The sequence below is a fragment of the Arthrobacter arabinosi genome (assembly GCF_054511115.1).
The window spans coordinates 486,732-511,565 of record NZ_JBTNDF010000002.1; the positions used below are offsets into that span (position 1 = coordinate 486,732).

Genomic DNA, 24,834 nt, shown 5'->3' on the forward strand with positions numbered 1-24,834 from the left:
GCAGGGACGCGGGCCGGCGTGGCCGCATCTTCTGGGGGACTGAATATCATGCGATTCGGGGACATGCTGCGCCAGGCGCGCGACGCCGCAGGGCTGTCACAGGCGGAACTGTGCGACGGCGTCTATTCGCCCCACTTCGTCTCCCTCCTCGAACGGAATCTGCGCCAGCCGACGCCGGAGATGGTGCAGCACTTCGCGGCACGCCTCGGCATGGACGTCCGGACGCTGGGCTGGTGGGTGGAGCAGCGACCTGTCGACGACGATCCCGGCCTGACCACGGCGATGCTGGCGGCCAACTATGCGCGCGATCTCCGGGATGACGCCCTCGCGGCATCCGAGGCGGAGCACGCGGCGAGCATCGCCCACGGGCAGGGCAACGCGCCGGCCTGGTGGGACATGTCGTTGCTCCAGGCGCAGAAACTCATCGATCTGCGCCGCCTGGAGGACGCCGAGACCGTCCTTCTGCGACTGGCGTCGTCGTCCCTCATGGTGCCCACACCGGAATTGCGGTGTGTGGTCCTCATGCGGCTTTCGACGGTCGCTCGCAACACGGGCCGTCTTCCCGAGGCGATCGATCTCGCACGACGGTCCCTGGAGGCAGCGGCCGAACTACCCTCACATGCGCCGACCCGCCTGCAGGCTGCGTTCATCCTCATCGCCGGTCTCTCGGTGAAGGGCGATCTCGACGAGGCGTGGGACGTGGCGATGAGTCTGGATATCGCTGGAGGGGTACCGGCCGTCCCCTCCCTCCTCATTGCCCGCGGGGCGTGGACCATCGGCAACGTGGCGTTCCGTCGGGGCGAGGTGCAGGTGGGATGCGAGCAGCACGCCCTCGCCGCCAGGCTCCTCCTGCCTCAGACAGATGTCGAGACGTGGGCCGAGTTCCACAAGGCGAGCGCCAACCTGAAGCTCCAGGCAGGCCTCGTCGACGACTCCGTCCGTGCATCGCTGCACCATGCCGACCTCGGACTGCAGCTCGTGGGAACCCCGGACAAGCGACTGGAGCTGGTGCTCACGCGGGCCCGGCTCGCCCTCCTGACCGCTGACCTCGGGACTGCCGAACAACTGCTGAACCGCGTGGTCGACCAGCGCGACCTGCTCGATTTCGAAGCGGAGACCGAGCTCGAGGAGAGCCTCGGCCTGTACCATGCCGGGCGGAAGTCCCCCAGGCAGGCGGCCCACCACCTGGCCAATGCGGCACGGCTGTACTCCGAGGCCGGCGCCGAGGAGAAGGCACGCGAGCTGACGGACAGGGCGCAGGCCCTCCCCGGCTGACCGGCACCTCCCTCGCCCTCGACACTCCCGCGGAGCGGTCCTACCATGACAGGAGCGCGGATCCCCCTCGACATCAGGGCCGCGCTCGTCGGAAAGCGGCCTCCCGCCGCTTCTCGGTGCTGGGGCCGGTCACAGCGTCTCGTGATGACTCGCACCCAAGGACAACCATCATGAAGGGTAGAAGCACGCCCATAGCCGCGGCGGCACTCGCCGTCGCCCTCCTGACCACCGCCGGCACCGCCACGGCCGCGCCGCTCACCATCTCCGCACACCGCAGCGGAACCGTGACGGCCGGCGACACGACCGAGCTCGCCACCGGACTCCTCGGCCCCCTCCGCGTGGGGATAGGCCGCGGCGACGCCGCCTACGTCTCACAGAACTTCGCCGGCCAACTCACCCGCGTGAAGCACAACGGCAAGATCACCACACTGCTCGACCGTCCCGGCATCGAGATCGGTGGAGTGTCCACCCGTCACGGCGAGGTGTACTACACCGAGAGCGTCGGCGACAGCACCGAAGGGTTCGAGGCCAACCTCAGCGTCCTCGAGGACGGTGAGACGCACGTGCTCGCGGACTTCGCTGCACTCGAGACCGCGAACAACTACGACGGCGGCAACGAGTACGGGTTCCAGGACCTCACACCGGAGTGCACGAAACAGCTTCCGGAAGAGCTGGGCTCCTTCCTGCTGCCGCGTGGCGGCGAGGTCTACTCGCACCCGTATGCGACGGCGGTCTCCGACTCTGGTCGCTACGCGTACGTCGCCGATGCCGGGGCCAATGTGATCTGGACCGTCGACACGCGGCGCGGGACGGTCGATGCGACGGTCCTCGAACCCGTTCCGACGCCGGCCACGCCGGAACTCCTCGCCGGCCTCGCGGAGCAGGGCATCGTGCTGCCCGAGTGTGTCCTCGGGGCGACGTTCAACTCGGAACCCGTCCCCACGGACATCGAGTTCGGGCCCGACGGCCTGCTGTACCTGACGTCGCTGCCGGGGGTTCCGGAGGATCCGACGCTCGGGTCGGTGCGCAGTCTCGATCCGGAGTCCGGCGACGTCGAGCTCGTCGCCTCCGGTCTGACCTCTCCCACCGGACTGGCCTTCGACCGGCGCGGCAACCTGTTCGTCGCCGAGCTCTTCGCCAACAGGATCTCGGTCATCGCGGCGGGATCCGAGGAGGCAGTGCCCTTCCGCGAGGTCACACTGCCGGCGGACGTCGAGGTCGACGGCAGGTACCTCTACGCGACCACCAACGCCCTGCCGCCCGAGCCCGGGGGCGCGGAGCCGGCGCCCGAGCCGCAGGGCACGCTGGAGCGCACCCGCCTGGAGTACGGCCGCAGGTAGCCCCTCCGGCACGTCCCTCCAGCGACGACGCGCCCCGCCCGGGGCGCGTCGTCGTGCGGCCTTCCCGGGACCGCGCCCCACTCAGCCCGCGGCGCCGTCCGCGGCAGCCGCCTGGCCGGCCGACGCCTTCTGCCACGGCCAGCGACCGCTGATCTCGAGTTCGAGGGACCAGCTCAGGAAGGTCCGGATCAGCACGATCACGGCCAGGACACCCACCGATTCGAACGTCGGGGTCACCGCGACGGTGCGGATGATATCGGCGGCCACGAGCAGTTCGAGGCCGAGCAGGATCGACCGCCCGAGGCGCTGTCGGAAGCGGTGGTAGATCCCGTCATCGCTACGCCGCCGAAGCAGTGCCGCCCCGGCGACGAGGGCGGCGATCACCGCTCCGATGACGATCGCGGCCACCCCTGCGGCGTCGACCGCCTTGCCGACGCCCTCCATCGCCTCCTGGAAGGTCATCGGCGCATCCCCCCGACGGCCCTCATCGCTGCGGCCGGAAGCGGCGGATGCTGTACACGATGAAGAGGGCCGCGAGCACGCCGGACACGACGAGGCCCGAACCGACGCTCCAGCCACCCGGGATCCACCATCTCTCGCTCACCGGCCACCATCCCGGGACCGGTGGCTGGAGGCCCCAGAGGACCCCGAGCAGGATGAGAACAAGGGCACCCGCGAAGCTGAGGACGATGTTGCGCTTGGTCTCCACGCCTTTCGCGGCCGCCGCGAAGGCCTTCCGCTTCACCGGCTGCAGCCACCGCCGCGCCCACTCGTACTGCTGGGCGAGCACGGCGAGGCCTGCGACCAGCGCGAGGAGGCCCGGCCCGGGGAGGACGAGGGCAGCGAGGCCGACCAGCACCAGCAGCCAGCCGACCACGAGGCCGATGACCCGGCTGGCGCCCTGCGGCGTCGTCCGCCCGGCGAAACTCGAACCGTGCGAGGTCCTCCGATGGCTACGTCGACGCATCGTGATTACTCAGTAAGCTTCGCATTCGACTATCCTTGAACCGATCGATGCCCGTGGCAAGACCCACGGCTGCATACGCCGAGCTTGCCACACCGTTCAGCGCGCAGCCGCAGGGTGCCCGACCGGCAGGACACCATGCTTCCCGCGCAGCGCGGGTTCCCAGAAGGAGATTCATCATGATCGGATTCATCATCGCCGGCCTCATCATCGGCGCCCTCGCCCGACTCATCAAGCCCGGCCGGCAGAACCTCGGCCTGATCGCCACGCTCCTGCTCGGGATCGTCGGCTCCCTCATCGGCGGCACCATCGCGAGCTTCCTCGGCACCGGACAGGTCATGGAACTGAACGTCATCGGCTTCATCGTCTCGGTCATCGCGGCCGTGCTCCTGATCGGCGTCGCCGAGAGCCTCTCGGGCCGCCGCCGCGTCACCCGCTAGTTCGTCCGAGCACCACTGAAGGGGCGGCTCCGGCCGCCCCTTTTTCGTGCCCGGCACGTGCCGGCTCGTCCACTCGTTCTTCCTATGCCCGTGCCCACGGAACGTCCAGCTTGCAGGTGTAGCGTTGACAGCAGATGGGGCACAGATTCGTTCGGAAGGCTCAGTCATGAACAAGAACTGGCGCTGGCTCCCCGCCGGCATCGTCCCGGTCGTCATCGTCACCGCCGCGGTGAGTGGCTCCGCGGTCGCGGAAGCCCAACCGCAGCTCCCCGCGAAGACCGCGCAGGAACTGCTCGAGTTCGTGGCCACCAGCTCCGACGACGCCTACTCCGGCACGGTCGAGCAGTCCTCGGATCTCGGCCTGCCCGACATCGGCATGGCGACACCTCCGGGCCGTACCTCCAGCTCGGATCCCACCTCCACGGCGCTGGAGCTCCTCACCGCCGACCACACCGCCAAGGTGTACGTCGACGGGCCGGACCGGGCACGCGTCCAGGTCCTCGACCAGCTGGCCCAGCGCGACGTCGTCGTCAACCGGGACGACGCCTGGTTCTACGATTCCAGAGCCAACGAGGCCATCCACGCCGTCCTGCCCGACCGCGAATCCGCGAAGGCAGAGCTCGAGGCGACACTGCAGGAGAAGGCCGTCGAGTACCCCGAACTGCAGAACGTCCCCCGCACCCCCGCGGAGCTCGCCGAGGTGTTCCTCTCGACGATCGACCCGACCACCGAGGTGACCGTCGACGGCACGAGCCGCGTGGCCGGCCGCAGCGCGTACGAGCTGCTGCTGACCCCCGAGGACACCGCGACCCTGATCGGTTCCATCGCCGTGTCCGTGGACTCCGAGACCGGTGTCCCGCTCAGCGTCACCGTCCTGGCCAAGGGCCAGGAGGACGCCGCGTTCTCCGCCGGCTTCAGCGCCGTGGACTTCAGCACCCCCGACCCCGGCATCTTCGAGTTCACCCCGCCCGCCGACGCCACCGTCACCGAGGCACCCACGGCGGACGACGCCAAGGCCCGCATGGAGGCGAAGGACGAGCCCGTCGCAACGGATGAGCCCGTGGTCCTCGGCGAAGGCTGGAGCACCATCGTGGAACTGCCCGCGGGAACCGCCGCGAAGCTCGGGTTCGCCCCGCGCAGCGGTGAGGCCGCCGGGATGGGCGACATCATGGACATCAAGCCCGGCATGGACCCCCAGGAGGTTGCCGGAGCGCAGGCCATGCTGGAGCAGGCCCTGACCGAGGTCGACGGCGGCAGCGCCCTGCAGACCTCCCTGGTCTCGGTGCTCGTCACCGACGACGGCCGCATCCTCGCGGGCGCCGTCGGCGTGGACCAGCTCGTCGCCGCAGCCCGGCGGTGACGGGCCAGGACCCCGCGGACCCCGCACGTCCGGTGCAGGTCCGCGGGTGAGCGACGGCAGCTTCGCGATCGAGACCCGCGGCCTGACGAAGGAGTTCGGCCGCCAGAAAGCCGTGAACGCCGTCGATCTCGCCGTCCCGCGCGGCACCGTCTTCGGCTTCCTCGGCCCCAACGGGTCGGGGAAGACCACCACCATCCGCATGCTCCTGGGCCTCGCCGCCGCGTCGAGCGGCGGGATCCGGCTGCTCGACGGCGACATGCCGAAGGACGCGCGCGCCGTCCTGCCGCGCGTCGGCGCCCTCGTCGAAGGTCCCGCCATCTACCCCTTCCTCTCCGGGCGGGCCAACCTCCAGCGGTTCGACGCCGCCGACCGCCACACCTCCCCCGCCACGCGCAACCTGCGCGTGGACGCCGCCCTCGAGCGCGTGGGCCTCAGCCATGCGGCGAAGAAGCGGGCGCACGCCTACTCGCTCGGCATGAAGCAGCGCCTCGGCATCGCCAACGCGCTGCTCGCCCCGCGGGACCTGCTGATCCTCGACGAACCCACCAACGGCCTCGACCCGCAGGGCACCCGCGAGGTGCGCAGCCTCATCCGGTCCCTGTCCGACGACGGCACCACCATCTTCGTCTCCAGCCACCTGCTCGCCGAGGTGGAGCAGATGTGCACGATGGTCGCCGTGATGAGCGCGGGCAGGCTCGTGGCGCAGGGCTCGCTGGACGAGCTGCGGTCCGGGGGCGCCGCCCGCGTCCGCGTCACCACGCCCGACGTCACCGATGCCCGCGGCGTCCTCGCGAGCCTCGGCCTCCACCCCGAACCCCACGGGCGCGACGACGTCGTCGCCGCCGAACTGGCCGTCCCCGGGCTCCTGCCGGAGGCTGTGAACGCCGCCCTGGTCCGCGCCGACGTGCGGGTCCGCGGCTTCGAGGTCAGCGGCGCCTCGCTCGAGGACCGCTTCGTCGCACTCACCGGAGAGGGGTTCGACGTTGCCGGCTGAACGCTCCCTCGGCCTCCCACTCGTCGTGTCCGAGATCACCGTCCTGTTCCGGCGGCTCCGCACCTGGGCGATGATCGGGGCGCTGGCGCTGATCCCCGTCCTCATCGCCGTCGTCGTGCGGGTCTCCTCCGGCGGGTCGGCCAGCGGACGCGGCCCGGCGTTCCTCGACAGCATCACCCAGAACGGCCTGTTCGTCTCGCTCACGGCGATCACCGTGGCCATCCCACTGTTCCTGCCGCTCACCATCGGCGTCGTCGCGGGAGACACGATCGCCGGTGAGGCCAACCTCGGCACCCTCCGGTACCTGCTCGTCGCCCCCGCCGGGCGGATCCGGCTGCTGCTCGTGAAGTACGCGGGCGCCGCCCTGTTCTGCCTCGTCGCCACCCTGACGGTCGTGGTCACCGGCGCGGTCATCGGGGCGCTGCTGTTCCCGGTGGGCCCGGTGACGCTCCTCTCCGGGGACACCGTGGGCGTCGTCGGCTATCTGGGCCGCCTCCTGCTGCTCGCGCTGTACGTGACGGTGTCGCTCATGGGACTCAGCGCCATCGGACTGTTCATCTCGACGCTGACGACCATCCCCGTGGGGGCGATGGCCGCGACGGCCGCGCTGGCCGCCGTCGCGCAGATCCTCGGCGCGCTCCCCCAGCTCGAATGGCTGCACCCGTGGCTGTTCACCAACTACTGGCTGGGATTCGCCGACTTCCTGCGGCAACCGATCGTGTGGGACAGCTTCCTCGACAACGCCCTCCTGCAGCTCGGCTACATCGCCGTGTTCGGGACCCTGGCCTACGGACGGTTCAGCACCAAGGACATCCTGAGCTGACAACCGTCCACCGAATGGCAGCTCCTACTTAGATTAGGCTACCCTTGCCTATGAGGGCCGCGTGCTCTCCCCACCACTTCCCCCTGCGTGAGATGAGACCCGGATGCACCCGCGCCCCCTGACGACCACCCTCGTCGGCCTGACCGCCCTGACCTCGATCCTCACGGGCTGCAGCGCCATCGGCGGCGGCTCGGCCGACCTGCAGATCTACTCGGCGCGGCACTACGACCTCGAAGGCGCCTTCGGGCAGTTCACGGACGAGACCGGGATCACCGTCGAGTTCATCAGCGGCGACGACGCCGAACTCCTCGAGCGCCTCAAGGCCGAGGGCGACGACACCCCGGCCGACGTCTTCATGACGGTCGACGCCGGCAACCTGTGGAACGGTGCGCGCCAGGGCGAACTCGCAGGGATCGATTCCCCGGTCCTCGACGAGGCCGTCCCCGACGATCTGCGCGACGCCGAGGGCCGCTGGTACGGGCTCGCCCTGCGTGCGCGGACCGTCACGTACAACCCCGGCGCCGTCGACCCCGCCGAGTTCGACGCGACCGACACCTACGCAGGACTCGCCGACCCGAAGTGGAAGGACCGCCTGTGCATGCGGGACGCGACCTCCGCCTACACGCAGTCCCTCGTGGCCGGCCTGATCGACCTCCACGGCCGGGAGCGGGCCCTCGAGATCGTCGAGGGCTGGGTGGCCAACAACGTCGACATCCTGAGCAACGACATCCTGCTGCTCGAAGCCATCGATGCCGGGACCTGCGACGTCGGCATCAACAACCACTACTACCTGGCCCGGACCCTCGAGGAGAACCCCGATCTCGACGTAGACCTGTTCTGGGCGAGCCAGGAGGGTGCCGGAACGCACGTCAACATCTCCGGCGCGGGCGTGGTCGAGGGATCGGACAATGCGGAGGACGCACAGAAGCTCATCGAGTGGCTCGCCACCGACGGGCAGAACGCCTTCGTCGACGCCAACCACGAGTACCCCGTGAACCCGACCGTGGAGCCCGAACCGCTCATCGCCGGCTTCGGTGATTTCGAGCGCATGCCGCTCAACGCCGAGGCCTACGGGACGCTCAACGCCGACGCCGTCGACCTGCTCGCCGAGGCCGGATACAAGTGACGGACACGGCGACACTCGCCGAGCCGCGGCCTCCTCGCCGGCGCTACCGGACGTACGGCGTCGGCCGTCCCGCCTGGTCCACGCTGGTCGTCGCCGTGGCCGTCGTCGTCGCCACCCCCGTCCTCGCCGTCATCATCGACGGCCTCGGCAGCCTCGGCAGCACCACCCCGCCGCGCGATCTGATCCCGATGATCCTCACCACCCTCGCCCTGATGCTCGGCGTCGGCGCCGGGGCGCTCGTGGTGGGCGGAGGGCTGGCGTGGCTCGTGACCGCCTACCGGTTCCCGCTCCGGAACCTGCTGGTGTGGCTGCTCGTCCTGCCGCTGGCCGTGCCGGCCTACGTCCTCGGGTTCGTCTTCCTGTCCGTCTTCGACGTCGCCGGACCCGTGCAGTCCCTCCTGCGGGCCGTCTTCGGGACCGATGTGTGGGTGCCCGAGGTCCGGTCGCTGCCCGCCGCGATCCTCGTGATGACGCTGTCCCTCTACCCGTACGTCTACCTCATGGCGCGCTCGGCCCTGATCGAGCAGTCCTCCGGGACGTACGACGCCGCCCGCACCCTGGGCGCCAACCGCGGGCAGGCCCTGCGGCGCGTGGTGCTGCCGCTGGCCCGGCCGTCCCTCGCCGCCGGCCTGGCCCTGGTGATGATGGAGACGCTCACCGACTTCGCCACCGTCCAGTACTTCAACGTGCAGACCGTCTCGGTGGGCGTGTACCTCGTCTGGAAGGGCACGTTCGACTTCCACGCCGCGACGCAGCTCGCCGTCCTCGTCCTGCTGTTCGCGGTGGCCGTGCTGGCCGCCGAGCGGGGCCTGCGCGGCCGGGCGCGCTACCACCAGCACGGCGGGCGCCGCCAGGGCTTCCAGCCCGAACACCTCCGGGGTGTCCGCGCCTGGACCGCGACGGCCCTCTGCGTGGCGGCGCTGTCCGCCGGGTTCCTCATCCCCGTCGCCCAACTGCTGATCTGGGCGGCCGGGCAGATCGTCGCGGATTCCGCCTTCCTCGCGGACCCGCGTTTCGCCGAATACCTGGCCAACAGCCTCCTGGTCGCACTGATCACCGCAATCGCCTGCGTCGCCGTCTCCATGGGCGTCGGCCACGCGATCCGCATGGGCGGCGGCCGCGTCGTCTCCTTCGCGGCGCAGCTGACCACGTTCGGGTACGCGGTGCCAGGCGCCGTCATCGGCATCGGGGTCCTGCTGTCCTTCGCGGGTCTCGACCGCGCCCTGGAGGGCGCAGGGATCCCCGGGGGCACCGGGCTGATCGTCACGGGATCGGTGGCCGGCATCCTCTACGCCTACGTGATCCGGTTCCTCGCCCCCGCCTACCAGTCCGTCAGCGCGAGCCTCGAGAAGATCGCCCCGACCGTCACGTCCTCCGCGCTGAGCCTCGGAGCCGCGCCGCGCCGCATCCTCCGCCGGGTGCATCTGCCGCTCGCCCGCCCCGGCGTCGCGGTCGCCCTGATGCTCGTGGTGATCGACGCCGTCAAGGAGCTGCCCATCGTCCTGCTCCTGCGGCCCTTCGGCTTCACCACGGCCTCGGTGTGGGTGTACGAGCTCGCGAGGGAGAACTTCTGGGAGAAGGCGTCCCTCCCGGCCCTGGTCATCGTGGCCGTCGCCATCATCCCCGTCTTCGTCCTCGTCCGCCAGACCCGGCGACGCGACGTGCACGGGACCGTTCCCGGAAAGGCAGGACAGTGACGGCACAGATGGAGAGCGCGCCGCCCACCGGCCCCGCCACGGCAGGCGCCCCGCCCGCGCTCACCCTCGAGGGGGTGACCAAGCGCTACGGCTCGTCCCGCGGCGTGGAGTCGCTCGACCTCACCATCCCCGCAGGTGAACTCGTCACGCTGATCGGGCCTTCCGGGTGCGGCAAGTCGACGACCCTGCGGCTCGTGGCGGGTCTGGAACGGCCGGACGCCGGCACGATCACCGTTGCCGGCGACGTCGTCGCGGACCGGACCCGGTTCGTGAACCCGGAGAACCGCCGCGTGGGGCTCGTGTTCCAGGACCACGCCCTCTTCCCGCATCTGAGCGTCGCCCGGAACGTGGAGTTCGGGCTCGACCGGCTGCCGCGGAGCGAGCGCCGGAAGCGCGTCGGCGACCTCCTGGACCTCGTCCAGCTCGCCCACCTCGCGGAGCGGTACCCGCACGAGCTCTCCGGCGGAGAGCAGCAGCGTGTGGCACTCGCCCGTGCGCTGGCGCCACGCCCCGCCGTCGTCCTCCTCGACGAGCCGTTCTCCAGCCTCGACGAGTCCCTGCGCGCCCAGGTGCGCCGTGACACCGTGGCGACGCTGCGGGAGACCGGCACCACCGGCGTCCTCGTCACCCACGACCAGACCGAGGCGCTGTCGGTCGGGACCCGCGTGGTCGTCATGCACGACGGCGTGATCGAGCAGGCCGATGTGCCCGAGAAGGTCTTCGAGCAGCCCGCCACGCGCTTCGTCGCCTCGTTCATGGGCGACGCCGACTTCCTGCCCGCCCACGTGCACCGCGCGCTGCTGACCTGTGAGATCGGCGTCGTCTCCACGGTCCCGGGGTGGGCGGACAGCGACGTGGACGTCGACGTCGTCCTCCGGCCCCACGAGGTGGCCCTGCGCGCGTCCCCGGAAGCCACCGCCCACGTCTCGGCCGTCGAGTACCACGGGGCGTTCGTCCTGCACCACGTCACGCTCGCCTCGGGGCGGACGCTGCGCTCCTGGCAACCCCATGACGTGCGCCACCCGGTCGGCACGCCGGTCGTCGTGACCGTGGCCGCCGGTACCCACCCCACACTCCTCGTCGGAGACCGGGCGGTCACCACGCCGCCCCGCAACGCCCCGAGGCCGGTGACCCCGTGAGCATCGACCCCATGCGCATCGACCCGGATCTCTCCGAAGCCACCTTCACCGACCTCGCCCGCCACGGCGGCCGGCCCGCGATCCTCACCGCCGACGGCGTGCTGTCGTACCGGGAGCTCGCGGCGCGGGTCGACGACGTCGTGGTGCGCCTCGGCGCGGAGCGACGGCTCGTGCTGCTCGCCGCGCGCAACGACCTCGACACCCTCGTCGCCTACCTCGCGGCGATCTCGGCCGGCCACCCGCTGCTGCTGGTCCCGGCGGACAAGCCCGCCGCCGTGGAGTCCCTCGTCGCCGCCTACGAGCCCGACGTGCTGATGGGAACCGCCGACGGCTCCCTCCACGTCGTCGAACGCCGGCCCGGCACGCTGCACGACCTCCACCCCGACCTCGCGCTGCTCGTCAGCACCTCGGGATCCACGGGTTCCCCGAAGCTGGTCCGGCTGTCCCGGGCGAACCTCGAGGAGAACGCGCGGTCCATCGCCGAGTACCTGGGCATCGGCCCCGACGACCGCGCCGCGACGACCCTGCCGTTCTCCTACTGCTACGGCCTGTCCGTGATCAACAGCCATCTGGCGCAGGGCGCCGGGCTGGTGCTCACGGACCTGTCCGTCGTCGACCCCTGCTTCTGGGACGTGTTCCGCGAGCGCGGTGCCACGTCCTTCGCCGCCGTCCCCTACAGCTTCGACCTGCTGGACCGCGTGGGCTTCGCTGACATGGACCTCCCGAACCTGCGCTACGTCACGCAGGCCGGCGGGCGGCTCGCCCCGGAGAAGGTCAGGTCCTGGGCGGAGACGGGCCAGCGCCGGGGCTGGGACCTGTTCGTCATGTACGGCGCCACGGAGGCCACCGCTCGCATGGCGTATCTCCCGCCCGATCTGGCTGCGGAGAATCCCGGGACCATCGGAGTCCCGATCCCCGGCGGCTCCTTCCGCATCGACCCCGTCGAGGGCCTGCCGCACGGTGAACTGGTCTACACCGGCCCCAACGTCATGCTCGGCTACGCCGAGAGGCCCGAGGACTTCGCGCTCGGACGGGAAGTGCACGAGCTGCGGACCGGCGACCTCGCCCGGCGGCACCCGGACGGCCTCTACGAGGTGGTGGGCCGCCGCAGCCGCTTCGTGAAGATCGCCGGGCTGCGGGTGGATCTCGGACAGGTGGAGCGGATCCTCGCCGACCTGGGCGCCGCCGCCGCCGTCGCAGGCTCCGACGACGACGGCCTGGTGATCGCGGTCGAGGGCGAGCACGAGGGCGGCATGCTGGCGAAGGTCCTCGCCGCCGACCTCGGGCTCCCCCGCACCTCCATCGCGCTGCACGCCGTGGAGAGCCTGCCCCGGCTGGGCACCGGCAAGATCGACTATCCCGCGGTCCTCCGCCTCGCGGCCCCCGCGGCCGTCCCCGCCCCGGACGCCCGTGAGGACCGGGAAGGGCCCGCCGACGTCGCACGCATCTTCGCGGAGTGCCTGGACCGTGCCGACGTGAAGGACACGGACACGTTCGTCACGCTCGACGGCGATTCGCTCTCCTACGTGGCGCTGTCGGTCCGGCTGGAAGCCGCCCTCGGCCTGCTGCCTGCCGGCTGGCATCTTCGGACCGTCGGGGAGCTGTCCGGCCGCAGGAAGCCGCGGCGCCGTCGGCTCGTCTCGTTCCTGGAGCCGTCGATCGTCCTGCGGGCCGTCGCGACCGTCTGCATCGTCGCGGCCCACGTGGAGCTGTTCACGTTCCACACCGCGCACCTGCTCTTCGTCATCGCGGGCTTCAACTTCGCGCGGTTCCAGCTGACCGGGCCGCGGTCCACCCGGCTGCGGCGCCAGGCACGGAGCCTGGCGAGGATCGTCGTCCCGTCCGTCGCGTTCATCGGCGTGGCCTACGTCCTCACGAGCGACTACAGCGTGGCCAACATCTTCCTGCTCAACGGCATGATCGGGCCGCAGGAGGTGACCAGCGAGTGGCACTTCTGGTTCGTGGAGATGCTCGTCTACGTGCTCATCGCCGTCATGGCCCTGCTGGCCATCCCCTGGCTGGACCGCCTCGAGCGCCGCGTACCGTTCGGCTTCGCGCTCGGGCTCCTGGCGGTCACCCTGCTCAGCCGGTACGACATCGTCGATCCCGGCCTGCCCAAGCCCCTGCCGGTGTTCTGGCTGTTCATGCTCGGGTGGGCGGTCGCGCGGGCGGACGACACCCGCCGTCGCCTGCTGGTGTCAGCCCTTGCCGCGCTGACCGTGCCGGGCTCCTTCGACGATCCGCTGCGCGAGGTGACCATCGTGATGGGGCTGCTGCTCATCACGTGGGTGCCGGCGCTGCCCGTGCCCTCGGTCCTCCGCCGCGTGACGGGCTGGCTCGCCGCCGCGTCCCTGTACATCTACCTGACGCACTGGTTGGTCTACCCGGTGCTGATGCCCTTCGGGCAGGTCGTCGCGGTGGTCGGGTGCCTTCCCGTCGGGGTGGGCTACTGGGCGCTGTGCCGGTGGCTGCCGAGTGCTGTGGCGCGCCTGCGGACGGGTTCCCGGGCCTGAGCTGCCGGCCACAGGACATCCAGCGAGTGCAGGGCGTGCTTCCGCGCGATGGCGACGACGGCGGCCGCGCAGATCTCGGCGTCGCTCCCGGCATCGTGATGCCGGAAGGCGCCCAGGCCGAGGGCTTTCGCGACGTGCGGGAGCTTGTTCACCTCGAGGCCCAGGAGTCGGCGGGCGAGGACGACCGAACAGTGGAACGGATTCTCCGGCGCTGCCAGCTCCGACTCCGCGCACGCACCGCGCAGCACGGAGCGGTCGAAGGGCGCGTTGTGGGCGACGAACGCATCGTCTCCCGCGAAGCCCATGATGCGCTGCAGGCTCTCCGGCCACCCCGGGGCCGAGCGGACGTCCGCGGGACGGATGCCGTGGACGGCGACATTGATCGGGGAGAACTCACTGACGGAGCGCGGCGGCCGGATCAGCCAGGACGCGGATTCGACGACGACGCCGTCCATCACTCTCGCCAGACCCACGGCGCACACCGAGCCTCGCTTGCTGTTCGCGGTCTCGAAGTCGATCGCGGTGAAGTTGAGACCGTGCACTGTTCTCCCTGACGCCGTCGCCACCGGTTCGGGGGCCCCGGTCAGCTTAGCCGCCGTCGAACCCGCCGCCCCGCACCCCCCGCGGCGCCGCCTGCGGGAATGCTGACGCAATCCTGACGACAAACCGCGCATCGACGCGACCCGCCGTCGAGCTGTGGCCGATAGGTTCGTGGTGACCGGGGCGGGACTCAGCCCGCCCCGGTCCCGTATGCGTGAGCGAGGCGGCAGCCGGATGGGGACCCAGATGAGCACGAGGACGACGCCATGAGTGCTGCCGAGCCGCTGGAGAGCGACGTCCGGCACACCGAACCGGAGGGCCTCGGTCTTCTGCGGCGGCGAGCCCCGGGACAGTCAGTGATGGAGGAACTGCTCGAGGTCCGCGGCTGCCGTGATCCGCGTGGTCCCGTCGCGCGGGCGTTCGGCGTCCGCCTGCTCGACGCCGCGAGCCTCCCCTGGTACTGGGGTGCGCTCGGCGAGCGCGCGGTGGGCCGCACCCTCGCCGCCCTGGGCCCGGAGTGGACCGTCCTGCACGCCGTACCGGTCGGTGAGAAGTCGGCCGACATAGACCACGTGGTGATCGGCCCCACGGGCGTCTTCACCCTCAACACGAAGCGGCACCCGGGTCAGAGGATCTGGACGGCGAAGGGCACCTTCCTGGTCGCCGGGACGCGCCACCCGTACATCCGGAACTCCGAGCATGAGGCCGTACGGGCGGGAAAGCTGCTCTCGGCGGCGGTCCGCCACCCGGTCACCGCCGAGGCGGCGATCGTCGTCGTCGGCGCACAGCAGGTCACCGTCAAGGAGAAGCACAGGTCCGTCGCCGTGCTCACCGAACGCCAGCTCCTGCGTTGGCTGATGAGGCGCCCGGTCATCCACACCCCACAGCAGGTCGCCCTGCTGGCCGCGGCCGCCGCGCAGCCCTCGACCTGGCGGCGAGCACCGTCGGCGCTCCGCGATCCCGTGGAGGTCGCCGGCTCCTTCGACGCACTGCACCGGCTGGTGGAGCAGGCACGACGACGGCGGATCGGCTGGCTGCTCGCTGCACCCGCGATCCTTGTGTCCGCGGTGGGCGTCCTGCCGTTCTGACCCCCCTGAAGCCCGATCCTGCCGTCCGCATGGCGGCGATCCACCGCGAACTGGCGGCGCTGCACGTCGAGCTGGCGTCGCTGCTCGAAAGTCCCGCTCCCGCTCCCGCTCCAACTCCGACTCCGACGACGGCTCCGGTGCCAGTCACGAAACCCTCCAAGACTCCTGCTGCGGGTCACCTCAAGGGGCACGTGACGCGCCTCGTACCTGCGTCCGAACCCAGCTCGGAGCATCTCCGGGATGCTTTACTCGCTGCACTGCAGGACGCCCACTTGCGGTCGAGCGGCGTACACATCGGCCTGTTCGGCTCGTTCGTGGGTCAGCACCTGAAGGGTGGAGTCACGTTGGCCGATCTCGCCCCTGGTGGATTGAGCAAATGGTGCCATGCCCAGGCCGAGTCGGCAGGAATGCAGCTGACAAAGGACGCCCACGACCCGGCCGTCGTCCGAGCGGCCACGATGTCCGAACAGTAGACGGCGGACCGGGCGCCAGTGCTATTTTGGGCGCAGTGACATTCTTCTTCTCTCCGTGATCCAGAGCCCCTGCAGCGGTTCCCGCTCGCTTCCCATGGAAGCGGTGGTTCCTTGTGCCCTCGATGGGAACTCCCTGGCGAGTTCCCCAGGCACCCGGCCCCTCACCGAACCCAGACGAAGAGAACCCATGCCCTCCACATCACGCGACTCCGCGCCCTCCACCCAGACCCTGATCAGGGAGACCCTACGCCCGGACTGCAGCAGCTGCTTCGCCCTCTGCTGTACGGCCCTCGGATTCTCGCGCTCAGCAGACTTCGCCGTCGACAAGCCGGCAGGAACTCCCTGCCGGAATCTGGACTCCGACTTCTCCTGCACCATCCACGACCGCCTGCGGCCCCGCGGCTTCCGCGGGTGCACCGTCTTCGACTGTTTCGGTGCCGGCCAGAACGTCTCGCAGAACCTCTTCCGCGGGGTCAGCTGGACAGAAGAACCCGGGACGGCGCAGGAGATGTTCGCGGCGTTCACGGTGGTCCGGCAGCTCCACGAGATGCTCTGGTATCTGGCCGAAGCCGGCACCAGGACCTTCGATCCGGATACCTCGCACACGGTCGACCACCTCAGGTCGACCCTTGAGCGCGCGATGGGTGGAGGGGCCCAGCAGGTCCTCGCGCTGGACCTGGGTTCTCTCCACGCGCGCGTGCGATCGACGCTCATGGACGTCAGCGAGGAGATCAGGGCGTCCTACCTCGCAACCGGCGACGACCACCTGGACACGGCCCTCGTTCCGGGAGCGGACCTCATGGGCCGGACCTTCAGGTCCCGGCCGCTGCACGGGGCGAACCTTCGGGGCGCCTACCTCATCGCCGCCGATCTGCGGGAATGCGACCTCTCCGGGGCGGACCTCCTCGGCACCGATCTCAGGGATGCCCGGCTCGGTGGGGCGGATCTCTCCAAGGCCCTCTACGTGACGCAGTCCCAGCTCGACGCCGCCCACGGCGACGCGGGCACGCTCATCCCCGGGGACCTGGCCGCTCCCAGTCACTGGCATGGGTGAGCTCCGGCTCCCGCTTGGCCCAGAACGTCGCCTGCTCGAACGCGTAGGCCACCTGCAGCAGCTCCACGTCGCTGCCGTGCGGCATCACGATCTGCAGCCCCACCGGCAGGCCGTCCGCGCTGAACCCTGCCGGGACCGACACCGCGGGCAGGCCCGTTGCGGAGACCAGACAGGCCGAGCGCATCCAGTCGAGGTACGTCTCGAACGCGACGCCGTTCAGCGACGTCGGATACCGCTCGGCGGCGTCGAACGGGAGGACCTGCGCCGCCGGACTCACGAACACGTCGTACCGTCCGAAATAGCGGCGCACACCGGCGTCGAGGCGGGTCCGGGCGAGGGCGGCGTCGACCAGGTCCTGCGCCGTCAACTGCTGCCCCTGCTCCACGTTCCAGCGGATCTCGGGCTTGATGGCGTCCCCGTGCTTCGCGACGAGGTCGCCCAGGCCGAGCACGAAGTCGAACGCCCTCGTGGTGCCGAATACCTGGTCGGCGTCGCGCAGGTCGGGTGCTGCCTCCTCGACGATCGCGCCGAGGCGCTCGAAGACCCGCAGCTCTCGCTCGAGGACGCGCAGCACCTCGTAGTCGACGGGCACGTCGAGTCCGAAGTCGGGCGACCATCCGATCCGCAGACCGGTCAGGTCCCGCTGGAGCCCGGCGCCGAACGAACCCTGCACGGGGTAGGCGTACGGGACGGCGGGGTCGGGGCCGGCGATCGCCGTCATGCCCAGCGCGATGTCCTCCACGTCCCGTGCCATCAGTCCGGTGCGGCTCAGCCACGCCCACGCGTTGCGCGTCGGCACGGAGGGCACGACGCCGATGGACGGCCGGTACCCGACGACGTTGCAGAACGACGCCGGGACCCGCAGCGAGCCGCCCATGTCGCTGCCGTCACCCAGCGGCTGGATGCGGGCGGCGATCGACGCCGCCACTCCCCCGCTGCTGCCGCCGGCGCTGCGGCTCGTGTCGTACGGGTTGACGGTGGTCCCGAACACCTCGTTGAAGGTGTGCGATCCGGCGGCGAACTCCGGCACATTCGTCTTGCCGGTCGTGACCACGCCGGCACCCTTCAGTCGCCCGATGATCAGGTCGTCGAACGTCGGCACGAAGTCCCTGAAGATCGTCGAGCCCTGCGTGGTGCGCAGACCCCGCGTGTTGTGGGTGTCCTTGTGCGTCATCGGCAGGCCGTGCAGCGGCGGCAGGTCCGCGCCCGACGCCGTCAGCTCGTCGGCGGCGGCGGCCAGCGCGACGGCGCCCTCCCGGTCTTCGGTGATCACCGCGTTGATGCGGCCGTTGACGGCGTCGATCCGGTCGAAGTGCGCCTCGAGCGCCTCCCGTGCGGACACGTCACGACGGCGGATGGCCGCCGTCAGGTCGACGGCGGAGAGCTCGTGCAGCGCACCGGTCACGCGGCCGTCCCCACCTTCGAGAGCAGCGCCGTCATGGCGGCCCGCACGCCGGTGGTCAGGGTCGGCTCGATCGCCGGCGCGAAGAACGGCGAGTGGTTGCCCGGGACGGGATCGTCGCCGTCGAGCACGCCCTGCGGGTGCCCGCCGAAGAACCAGTAGACGCTCGGCACGCCGATGGCCTCGGCGAGGAGACCGAAGTCCTCGCTGCCCATCACGGGCGGGGACTCGATGACGGCGTCCTCGCCGAGCACCCCGCCGAGCGCGGCCATGAGGTCCTCGGTGGAGGCGGGGTCGTTATAGCACTGGGGGAAGCTCGTGATCTCGTCGATCACGGGCTCCGGAGCACCCGACGCGGCGGCCTCGGCGCTGATGATGCGCCGCAGCGCACCGAGCACGCGCTCCCGCACGTCGACGTCGAACGTGCGCACGTTGACGGTGAACTCCGCCGACGCCGGGATGATGTTCTCCTTCAGGCCGCCGTGGAACGTGCCGACCGTGACGACCGCCGACTTCATGGGGTGCACCTCGCGGGCAACGATGGTCTGGATCCGGACCACCATGTGCGCGCCGAGCACGATCGGGTCGATGGACTGGTCCGGCTGCGAACCGTGCGCCTGCTGGCCGTGGACGGTGACCTTCCAGGAATCGGCCATGGCCATGGCCGTGCCCTTGCTGATGTTCACGGTGCCGGCGACACCCGGCCACACGTGCTGCCCGTAGATGATCGACGGCATGGGCGCCTTGTCCCACAGACCGTCCTCCACCATGGCTTCGGCGCCCTCGCCGGTCTCCTCGCCGGGCTGGAAGACGAAGACCACCGTGCCGGACCAGGCGTCACGGTTCTCCGTGAGGAGCTGTGCGGCGGTGAGACCCACGGTCACGTGGGTGTCGTGGCCGCAGCCGTGCATCACGGGGACCTCGGTGCCGTCGGCGAGGTGTCCCGTCGTCGTGCTCGCGTAGTCCAGGCCGGTGTCCTCGGCGATGGGCAGGCCGTCGGTGTCGGCGCGGTAACCGACCACGGGCCCGTCGCCGTTGCGGAGGATCCCGACGACGCCGGTGCCGCCGCACATGAACGCCTCGAGCCCGAGGTGGTTCAGCTTCTCGAGGATGAACGCGGCCGTGTGCGTCTCCTGCATGGACAGCTCGGGGTGGGCGTGGAGGTGCCGGTAGAGCTCGTGCATGGCGGTGGTGGCGGCGTCGGAGAGCTCGAAGACGGCGGTGTCGATGGTCATGGTGTCCTTCCGGGAAGCGGCTGGCGTTGTCACGAGTACATCAGGTGTGACCGACGCAACGCGAGGGCGGGGCCCGGGCTCCCGTGGTACGACGGAAGACCGGCCACCGCGCGGTGGCCGGTCTTCCGTCATGCCGTGCGGCGTCCCGGTCGGGACGGGGCGGTCAGCCGATGGCGTCGCGCAGGTCCTTCGCGGCCTGGGCGGGATCGTCGGCGCTGTAGATGCCACCGCCGACGACGGCGACGTCGGCGCCCGAGGCCTGCACGTCCTTGAGGGTGGCGAGCTTCACGCCGCCGGCGACCGAGAAGGCGACGCCTGACTCCTTGCCCGCGGTGAGCAGGGTGTTCAGGTCGTAGCCCTCCTGGGCCTGCTCGTCGAGGCCCGCGTGGAACTCCACGAACTCGGCGCCGAGGTCGGTGACCTCCTTGGCGCGGGCCGCCTTGTCGTCGACACCGATGAGGTCCACGACCACGCCCTTGCCGTGGGCTTTGCCGGCCTTGATGGCTCCGGCGATGGTGGAGTCGTCGGCGACGCCGAGCACGGTCACGAGGTCGGCGCCGGCCTTGAAGGCGACGTCGGCTTCGAGCTCGCCGGCGTCCATGGTCTTGAGGTCCGCGAAGACGATCTTGTCCGGGTGGGCTTCCTTGATGGCGGTCACGGCGGTCATGCCGGCGTTCTTGACCAGCGGGGTGCCGAGCTCGATGATGTCGACGTACTCGGCGACCTTCCCGGAGAGCTCGAGGGCGTCGTCGACGGTCAGTACGTCCATGGCGAGTTGCAGTTTCATGAGGTGTCCTTTGTTGGCTGGGATGAGGAGTGAGGGTGGCGCGCGCTATTCGAGGTTCGCGTGCCGGGGCCAGAGGTCTTCGGCGGGGGTGCCGTCGGCCTGCCAGAGGGTGTGGAAGGTGGCGTCGAGCACCAGGAGCAGGGCCTGCTCGAACAGGCTCCCGGAGTACTGGCGCGAGGCCGTGCCACCGTGGTCCGTCTTCTGCGCGGCGGGGATGACCACCACGCTGTCCGCCAGGTTCGCGAGCTTCGACTCGCCGTCGGTGGTCACCGCTGCGACGCGGGCGCCGACGCTGCCCGCGGTCTCGGCTGCGGCGACGGCCCCCGCCGTCGTGCCGGAACCCGATGCGACGAGGAGCAGGTCGCCGTCGCCGATGGCCGGCGTCGTCGTCTCGCCCACCACATGGACCGTCAGGCCGAGGTGCATGAGGCGCATGGCGTGCATGCGCAGGGCGAGCCCGCTGCGCCCTCCGCCGGTGACGAAGACGCGCCGCGCCTGCTGGATCTCGGTGACGAGCGCGGAGAGCTGATCGTCCTGCAGGCCCTCCGCCGCACCCACGAGCTCCTCGTGGAGCAGGCGCAGGCCGGCGGGCACCGAGTGGTGCTCGGGTGCTTGGGTCATCGGTGGGGCTCCTGCCGTTAGGGTTTCGTCCGGACTTCAGTCCATCACCCCCGGAGGGTCCGTCAGGGCGCGAGCCCTACCCCGCTGAACCTAGGTTGCGCAGGGCTAGGCGAATCCGTGAGCCAGACCACAGGAAGTGCTGCCGGGCAGGCGCGTTCAGGCGGGCGTCGGGGCCGACGTCGTCGCCCGGGCCAGGCGCGCGAGCGCCGCTTCACTGCCGGACCCCGGCGCCCCGTAGTAGGTGCAGACGCTCTGGTCCGCTTCGCCGGGGACGAGCAGGGTCTGGTAGTGCAGCGTGACGTCGCCGACCACCGGGTGATGGAAGCGGATCTCGCCCTGGTCCTTCTCGTGCACGTTCTGGTCGTCCCAGAAGCGCGGGAATTCGGGGCAGCCCTCACGGAGGTCCCTGATGAGGTCGGCGAGTCGTCGGTCGTCCGGGAAGCGTCCGACGTCGAGATGGAGCATCGCCGTGGTCTGCTCGCTGACCTGCTCCCAGTCCTCGTACAGCTCACGCGCCTTCGGGTCCAGCAGGATGAAGCGGGCGTAGTTGCGGTGGGAGGCTGGGAGGGCCTCGAAATCGGTCATCAGGGCCCGCGCCAGGCGGTTGCTGGCGAGCACGTCCGTGCGGCGGCCGAGGATGATCGCGGGGACGGACTCCATGACGGACAGCAGGTCGTACAGCCCGGGCCGCACCCGCTGCGGCTCGTACGTGGGCGTATGGTGCGGGGTCGGGGTGCCGCAGAGGTTGAGGAGGTGGTTCCGCTCCACGGTGTCGAGGCGGAGGGCCTGGGCGATGGCGTCGATGATCTCGAGGGACACCGCGCCGCCCCGGCCCTGCTCGATCCGCATGTAGTAGTCGGCGCTCATCCCGGCGAGGCGGGCCACTTCCTCGCGGCGGAGCCCGGGAACGCGGCGCACCCGGCCGTCGAACGGGGCGCCGAGGTCGGCGGGTGAGAGCCGTGCGCGTCGCGAGCGCAGGAAAGCGGAGATCTCTGCGGCCCGGTCCATGGCTTCCATTCTGCCGCACCTTCTCCTCCCGTCCCGGCAGGCTTCCGTCCGCGGACGCCTCCCGCCGATAGCCTGAGGCAATAAAACCTCTGACAGACCTCCCCCCGTTCATCTACGGCACCACGCGGCTCGGGCACGACGACGTCCCCCGCGAGCAGCAGGCACACATGGCCCGCACGGCGATCGACGCCGGACTCTGGCTCCATACCTCCCGCCAGTACGACCACGCCCTCGAGGTGCTCGGCGCGGCCTTCGAGGAGGACCGCACCAAGGTCCCGCCGGTCATCGTGAAGCTGGGCGGCGGAACGGCCGACGACGTCCGCGCCACGATCGCCGAGAACATCGAGCCACTGGGCATCAGCTCCATCGACATCGGGCAGCTCACCGGCATCGGCGCATTCGCGGACGACATGCCGTCCGGTGGGCCCACCCTCGCGGAGCTGCAGCGCATCAAGGACGAGGGCCTCGTGCGGCGCTTCGTCCTCGAGATCTTCCCGTGGACCTCCGAGGCCCCGCTCACGGCGCTGCGGGCCGGACACCTGGACGGGCTGATCGACGGCTACATCTTCTACCTCAACCCGCTGCAGCGCTTCGCGTCGAACGAACTGTGGGACGAACTGCTGGCACAGGACAAGGCCATCATCTCGATGCGCACCGTGGCCGGCGCTCCCGTGCATGAGCTGCGCGACGTGCCGGGTGCCGCGTGGAAGCCGTACCTGCAGGAGCGGGCCGTCGAGGTGGTGCCCATCTTCGAGCGCTCCGGCATCGAGAGCTGGGCCGAGTTCTGCATCCGCTTCGCGCACAGCACACCCCAGGTCGTGTCCACGGTCGGCTCGGCGAGCCGCGAGGAGAACCTGCGCGAGCTGCTCACGTACAGCCGGGACATCACGCCGCTGCCGCAGGACATCGTGGACGAACTGTTCGCCCTGCACCGGCGGTGGTCGGACGAGACGGACATCCACGCGGAGCTGTGGAGCATGTAGGTCCACCCGGAAAGACGACGGCGGGGCAGTCACGTGACGTGACTGCCCCGCCGTCATTCGTTGTGGCGCATCCGGTCAGCCGTCGCAGCCCCACCCGTCCTTGTCACGGTCGAACTTCGGCTGGAAGCCGGGCGAGCCTGCCGCGATCGGGGCGGCTCCTGCTGCTCGGACGGCGTCGCAGTTCTCGTAGTAGACGCCCGGAGCCGGAGCCACCGGTGCTGGCGCAACAGGTGCAGGAGCCGGCGCAACGGGCGCAGGTGCCACTGGAGCCGGGGCCGGCGCAGGCACGACTGGCGCAGGCACGACGACGGGCGCGGGTTCCGGCGTCTCGACCGGTGCCGCGGGTGCTGCGACCGACGGCGCCACCTGGTTCGTCGGAGCGAGCATGTCGGCACAGTCGGACAGGATGGTCGCCATAGCGTCGTGCTCGGCCTGCGTGACCCAGAGGGTGTAGGTCGCCTTGACGGACACCTGCCGTGCCACGTACTCGCAGCGGTAGCCCTTGTTCGGCGGCAGCCAGGTGGCGGCGTCGCCGTCGCCCTTCTGCTGGTTGGTGGGGCCGTCCGTGGACTGCAGGTTCAGCGGGTCGTTCGCGAACGCGACGCGCTGGTCGAAGGTCAGCTGCTGGGCACCCTTCTGCCACGCGTCGGAGAGCGCGACGACGTGGTCGATCTGCACGTCGCTGCTTGTCGCCTGGCCGCGAAGGAACGGGATCTGGGTCCCGGTGTACGGGTCGTCCAGCATGCCGGACTGCACTTTGCAGGGTACCGAGTTGGCGTGGACGATCTCCGTCAGGTCGCGGTTCAGCATGTCGTTGCGGGTGTCGCACCCGTTGTGGTCGACGTCGGCCCACGCCTGCCCGAACTGCTCGCGGTCGTACCCGGTCTTGGGCGCGCGACCCTTGATGGGCAGCGTCTCCAGCACGGCGAGCGCGGTGGTGTCGAAAGCCGGCTGGTCCGACGGCGCGCGGGGCGTGCCCGTCACGTCCGCGGGGGTGTCGGAGTCGAGCGGGGCGACGTCCGACGGCGTCGGGCTGGGTGTGGGTGACGGCGTCGGCTTCGTGGACGGTGTCGGCTTCGCCGAGGGCGTCGGCTTTGCTGACGGCGTCGCGCTCCCGGTGGGAGCACTGGTGCTGGGGGCGGTGGTCGGCTCGGCCGATTCGGTCGCCTGCTCGGCGACGGCGGTCGGTACGGTCTCCGATGCCGGCGCCATCGCGCCTCCGGCGAGCATGGCGACGACGGCGGCACCGGCGGTGATCGCGCCGGCTTTGCGGCCTCCGAGGCGCGCCCAGGACGGCCGGTTGGTCAGGAGGGTGTAGAGCCCGGTGAAGAGGGCGAACGTGGCGGCCATGATGAGTGCCCCACTGAGGCCGCTGGTGATGAGGCCGATGATGACCAGGAACAGGGCGAGTCCGGCGACGATCGCAGTCGAGGTCCGCACCTTTGGCCTGGTCGGCGATGACGTGTTGCGGGCGGGCGGACGTGAAAAGAAACTGATGGAAACTCCCGGAGGTGTCGACGCCGCCGCATGAGTGGGCGGTCATCGTAGTGAGACGAGTGATCGAAGAATACCGCGCGCCTCAGCATTGCAGTTGCTCCAGCCCAGCATTCCCGTGGAACCTCAACTTCTGCACAAAATCCTCGGCGCTGGCAGTCGGGAGCCGCTATTTCCGCCTCGCTCGTCACAACCGTCTTGAAGTCCGTCAACCTTGTGAACGTGACGCGATCCGACTTTCTCGTTGCGGCAGCACTTCCTGGTCGGCGAGTCGATCGGTGCCTTCGTGCGATGGTGATCGAAGCTCAGTTTCTGCTCAGCATTGCCGAGCAACTGGCGAAAGCTCCCAGGAGCAGAACTTCGAATCTATGCTAGATCTTTGATGTCGCCCTCCGTGGCAGTAATACCTCGGGATATCTGAATCCGGATAACGGACCAACTCTCGGGGCGACAGGCAGAATCCTCATTCCCACCTGCA

Annotated in this window: 23 protein-coding genes; 14 read left to right on the top strand and 9 right to left on the bottom strand. The window is 70.4% G+C overall.

What is annotated here, in order from left to right; translation table 11 throughout:
* Window positions 1-48: 48 nt before the first annotated feature.
* A complete protein-coding gene (locus ACX80P_RS06405; RefSeq protein WP_459277226.1) occupies window positions 49-1,275 on the top strand; it encodes a helix-turn-helix domain-containing protein in 1,227 nt (408 codons plus the stop codon).
* Window positions 1,276-1,445: 170 nt separating this feature from the next.
* On the top strand, window positions 1,446-2,615 hold the full coding sequence (locus ACX80P_RS06410) for a ScyD/ScyE family protein (RefSeq protein ID WP_459277227.1): 1,170 nt from the start codon (window positions 1,446-1,448) through the stop codon (window positions 2,613-2,615).
* Between the two features lie 81 nt (window positions 2,616-2,696).
* Here ACX80P_RS06410 and ACX80P_RS06415 read toward each other — a convergent pair whose 3' ends face one another.
* Window positions 2,697-3,077 carry a DUF1622 domain-containing protein gene (locus tag ACX80P_RS06415; protein ID WP_459277228.1) on the bottom strand — a complete coding sequence of 127 codons (381 nt, stop codon included), beginning with the start codon at window positions 3,075-3,077 and terminating at the stop codon, window positions 2,697-2,699.
* Window positions 3,078-3,099: 22 nt separating this feature from the next.
* Window positions 3,100-3,582 (bottom strand): PGPGW domain-containing protein, encoded by a 483-nt coding sequence (locus ACX80P_RS06420; RefSeq protein ID WP_459277229.1) that lies wholly within the window; start codon window positions 3,580-3,582, stop codon window positions 3,100-3,102.
* Between the two features lie 176 nt (window positions 3,583-3,758).
* Here ACX80P_RS06420 and ACX80P_RS06425 point away from each other — a divergent pair, with 176 nt between their 5' ends.
* From ACX80P_RS06425 to ACX80P_RS06460, 8 genes are all read left to right on the top strand, one after another.
* Window positions 3,759-4,019: a GlsB/YeaQ/YmgE family stress response membrane protein gene (locus ACX80P_RS06425; RefSeq protein WP_459277230.1), complete on the top strand. Its 261-nt coding sequence runs from the start codon at window positions 3,759-3,761 to the stop codon at window positions 4,017-4,019.
* 166 nt (window positions 4,020-4,185) lie between these two features.
* Window positions 4,186-5,379 carry a LolA family protein gene (locus tag ACX80P_RS06430; protein ID WP_459277231.1) on the top strand — a complete coding sequence of 398 codons (1,194 nt, stop codon included), beginning with the start codon at window positions 4,186-4,188 and terminating at the stop codon, window positions 5,377-5,379.
* Between the two features lie 46 nt (window positions 5,380-5,425).
* On the top strand, window positions 5,426-6,373 hold the full coding sequence (locus tag ACX80P_RS06435) for an ABC transporter ATP-binding protein (protein WP_459277232.1): 948 nt from the start codon (window positions 5,426-5,428) through the stop codon (window positions 6,371-6,373).
* Window positions 6,363-7,196: an ABC transporter permease gene (locus ACX80P_RS06440; protein ID WP_459277233.1), complete on the top strand. Its 834-nt coding sequence runs from the start codon at window positions 6,363-6,365 to the stop codon at window positions 7,194-7,196. Before ACX80P_RS06435 ends, ACX80P_RS06440 begins: the two co-directional genes overlap by 11 nt.
* Before the next feature lie 103 nt (window positions 7,197-7,299).
* Window positions 7,300-8,322: an extracellular solute-binding protein gene (locus ACX80P_RS06445; RefSeq protein WP_459277234.1), complete on the top strand. Its 1,023-nt coding sequence runs from the start codon at window positions 7,300-7,302 to the stop codon at window positions 8,320-8,322.
* Window positions 8,319-10,019: an ABC transporter permease gene (locus ACX80P_RS06450; RefSeq protein WP_459277235.1), complete on the top strand. Its 1,701-nt coding sequence runs from the start codon at window positions 8,319-8,321 to the stop codon at window positions 10,017-10,019. The genes ACX80P_RS06445 and ACX80P_RS06450 overlap by 4 nt, the downstream gene beginning before the upstream one ends.
* Window positions 10,016-11,158: an ABC transporter ATP-binding protein gene (locus tag ACX80P_RS06455; RefSeq protein WP_459277236.1), complete on the top strand. Its 1,143-nt coding sequence runs from the start codon at window positions 10,016-10,018 to the stop codon at window positions 11,156-11,158. Before ACX80P_RS06450 ends, ACX80P_RS06455 begins: the two co-directional genes overlap by 4 nt.
* On the top strand, window positions 11,155-13,671 hold the full coding sequence (locus ACX80P_RS06460; protein WP_459277237.1) for an AMP-binding protein: 2,517 nt from the start codon (window positions 11,155-11,157) through the stop codon (window positions 13,669-13,671). Before ACX80P_RS06455 ends, ACX80P_RS06460 begins: the two co-directional genes overlap by 4 nt.
* Here ACX80P_RS06460 and ACX80P_RS06465 read toward each other — a convergent pair.
* The gene (locus ACX80P_RS06465) at window positions 13,605-14,213 is read right to left on the bottom strand and encodes a 3'-5' exonuclease (RefSeq protein ID WP_459277238.1); all 609 of its coding nucleotides are present in this window, start codon (window positions 14,211-14,213) and stop codon (window positions 13,605-13,607) included. The genes ACX80P_RS06460 and ACX80P_RS06465 overlap by 67 nt on opposite strands.
* A 264-nt stretch (window positions 14,214-14,477) precedes the next feature.
* On the opposite strand from ACX80P_RS06465, the gene ACX80P_RS06470 reads away from it, so the two are divergent.
* From ACX80P_RS06470 to ACX80P_RS06480, 3 genes are all read left to right on the top strand, one after another.
* A complete protein-coding gene (locus tag ACX80P_RS06470) occupies window positions 14,478-15,299 on the top strand; it encodes a nuclease-related domain-containing protein (protein WP_459277239.1) in 822 nt (273 codons plus the stop codon).
* A 29-nt stretch (window positions 15,300-15,328) separates the two neighbouring features.
* On the top strand, window positions 15,329-15,772 hold the full coding sequence (locus ACX80P_RS06475) for a hypothetical protein (RefSeq protein ID WP_459277240.1): 444 nt from the start codon (window positions 15,329-15,331) through the stop codon (window positions 15,770-15,772).
* A gap of 187 nt (window positions 15,773-15,959) precedes the next feature.
* The gene (locus ACX80P_RS06480; protein ID WP_459277241.1) at window positions 15,960-16,826 is read left to right on the top strand and encodes a pentapeptide repeat-containing protein; all 867 of its coding nucleotides are present in this window, start codon (window positions 15,960-15,962) and stop codon (window positions 16,824-16,826) included.
* On the opposite strand, the gene ACX80P_RS06485 is transcribed toward ACX80P_RS06480, so the two are convergent.
* The 5 genes from ACX80P_RS06485 to ACX80P_RS06505 form a co-directional block, all read right to left on the bottom strand.
* Window positions 16,783-18,231, bottom strand: a complete 1,449-nt coding sequence (locus tag ACX80P_RS06485; RefSeq protein WP_459277242.1) for an amidase — start codon at window positions 18,229-18,231, stop codon at window positions 16,783-16,785. The genes ACX80P_RS06480 and ACX80P_RS06485 overlap by 44 nt on opposite strands.
* The gene (locus ACX80P_RS06490) at window positions 18,228-19,463 is read right to left on the bottom strand and encodes an amidohydrolase (RefSeq protein WP_459277243.1); all 1,236 of its coding nucleotides are present in this window, start codon (window positions 19,461-19,463) and stop codon (window positions 18,228-18,230) included. The genes ACX80P_RS06485 and ACX80P_RS06490 overlap by 4 nt, the downstream gene beginning before the upstream one ends.
* 163 nt (window positions 19,464-19,626) lie before the next feature.
* Complete coding sequence (gene hxlA / locus ACX80P_RS06495) at window positions 19,627-20,250, bottom strand: 3-hexulose-6-phosphate synthase (protein ID WP_459277244.1); 624 nt, start codon at window positions 20,248-20,250, stop codon at window positions 19,627-19,629.
* A 45-nt stretch (window positions 20,251-20,295) separates the two neighbouring features.
* The gene (hxlB, locus tag ACX80P_RS06500) at window positions 20,296-20,871 is read right to left on the bottom strand and encodes a 6-phospho-3-hexuloisomerase (protein ID WP_459277245.1); all 576 of its coding nucleotides are present in this window, start codon (window positions 20,869-20,871) and stop codon (window positions 20,296-20,298) included.
* A gap of 156 nt (window positions 20,872-21,027) precedes the next feature.
* Window positions 21,028-21,879, bottom strand: a complete 852-nt coding sequence (locus tag ACX80P_RS06505; RefSeq protein ID WP_459277246.1) for a helix-turn-helix transcriptional regulator — start codon at window positions 21,877-21,879, stop codon at window positions 21,028-21,030.
* Between the two features lie 110 nt (window positions 21,880-21,989).
* On the opposite strand from ACX80P_RS06505, the gene ACX80P_RS06510 reads away from it, so the two are divergent.
* Window positions 21,990-22,862: an aldo/keto reductase gene (locus tag ACX80P_RS06510; RefSeq protein ID WP_459277513.1), complete on the top strand. Its 873-nt coding sequence runs from the start codon at window positions 21,990-21,992 to the stop codon at window positions 22,860-22,862.
* Between the two features lie 75 nt (window positions 22,863-22,937).
* Here ACX80P_RS06510 and ACX80P_RS06515 read toward each other — a convergent pair whose 3' ends face one another.
* Window positions 22,938-24,302: a GmrSD restriction endonuclease domain-containing protein gene (locus ACX80P_RS06515; protein ID WP_459277247.1), complete on the bottom strand. Its 1,365-nt coding sequence runs from the start codon at window positions 24,300-24,302 to the stop codon at window positions 22,938-22,940.
* Window positions 24,303-24,834 lie beyond the last annotated feature (532 nt).

What these genes read in the sequence shown, in the direction of transcription:
- ACX80P_RS06405 (WP_459277226.1), top strand. Translation starts at nt 49, where the DNA reads ATGCGATTCGGGGACATGCTGCGCCAGGCGCGCGACGCCGCAGGGCTG.
- ACX80P_RS06410 (WP_459277227.1), top strand. Translation starts at nt 1,446, where the DNA reads ATGAAGGGTAGAAGCACGCCCATAGCCGCGGCGGCACTCGCCGTCGCC.
- ACX80P_RS06415 (WP_459277228.1), bottom strand. Translation starts at nt 3,077, where the DNA reads ATGACCTTCCAGGAGGCGATGGAGGGCGTCGGCAAGGCGGTCGACGCC.
- ACX80P_RS06420 (WP_459277229.1), bottom strand. Translation starts at nt 3,582, where the DNA reads ATGCGTCGACGTAGCCATCGGAGGACCTCGCACGGTTCGAGTTTCGCC.
- ACX80P_RS06425 (WP_459277230.1), top strand. Translation starts at nt 3,759, where the DNA reads ATGATCGGATTCATCATCGCCGGCCTCATCATCGGCGCCCTCGCCCGA.
- ACX80P_RS06430 (WP_459277231.1), top strand. Translation starts at nt 4,186, where the DNA reads ATGAACAAGAACTGGCGCTGGCTCCCCGCCGGCATCGTCCCGGTCGTC.
- ACX80P_RS06445 (WP_459277234.1), top strand. Translation starts at nt 7,300, where the DNA reads ATGCACCCGCGCCCCCTGACGACCACCCTCGTCGGCCTGACCGCCCTG.
- ACX80P_RS06470 (WP_459277239.1), top strand. Translation starts at nt 14,478, where the DNA reads ATGAGTGCTGCCGAGCCGCTGGAGAGCGACGTCCGGCACACCGAACCG.
- ACX80P_RS06475 (WP_459277240.1), top strand. Translation starts at nt 15,329, where the DNA reads ATGGCGGCGATCCACCGCGAACTGGCGGCGCTGCACGTCGAGCTGGCG.
- ACX80P_RS06480 (WP_459277241.1), top strand. Translation starts at nt 15,960, where the DNA reads ATGCCCTCCACATCACGCGACTCCGCGCCCTCCACCCAGACCCTGATC.
- ACX80P_RS06490 (WP_459277243.1), bottom strand. Translation starts at nt 19,463, where the DNA reads ATGACCATCGACACCGCCGTCTTCGAGCTCTCCGACGCCGCCACCACC.
- hxlA (WP_459277244.1), bottom strand. Translation starts at nt 20,250, where the DNA reads ATGAAACTGCAACTCGCCATGGACGTACTGACCGTCGACGACGCCCTC.
- hxlB (WP_459277245.1), bottom strand. Translation starts at nt 20,871, where the DNA reads ATGACCCAAGCACCCGAGCACCACTCGGTGCCCGCCGGCCTGCGCCTG.
- ACX80P_RS06505 (WP_459277246.1), bottom strand. Translation starts at nt 21,879, where the DNA reads ATGGACCGGGCCGCAGAGATCTCCGCTTTCCTGCGCTCGCGACGCGCA.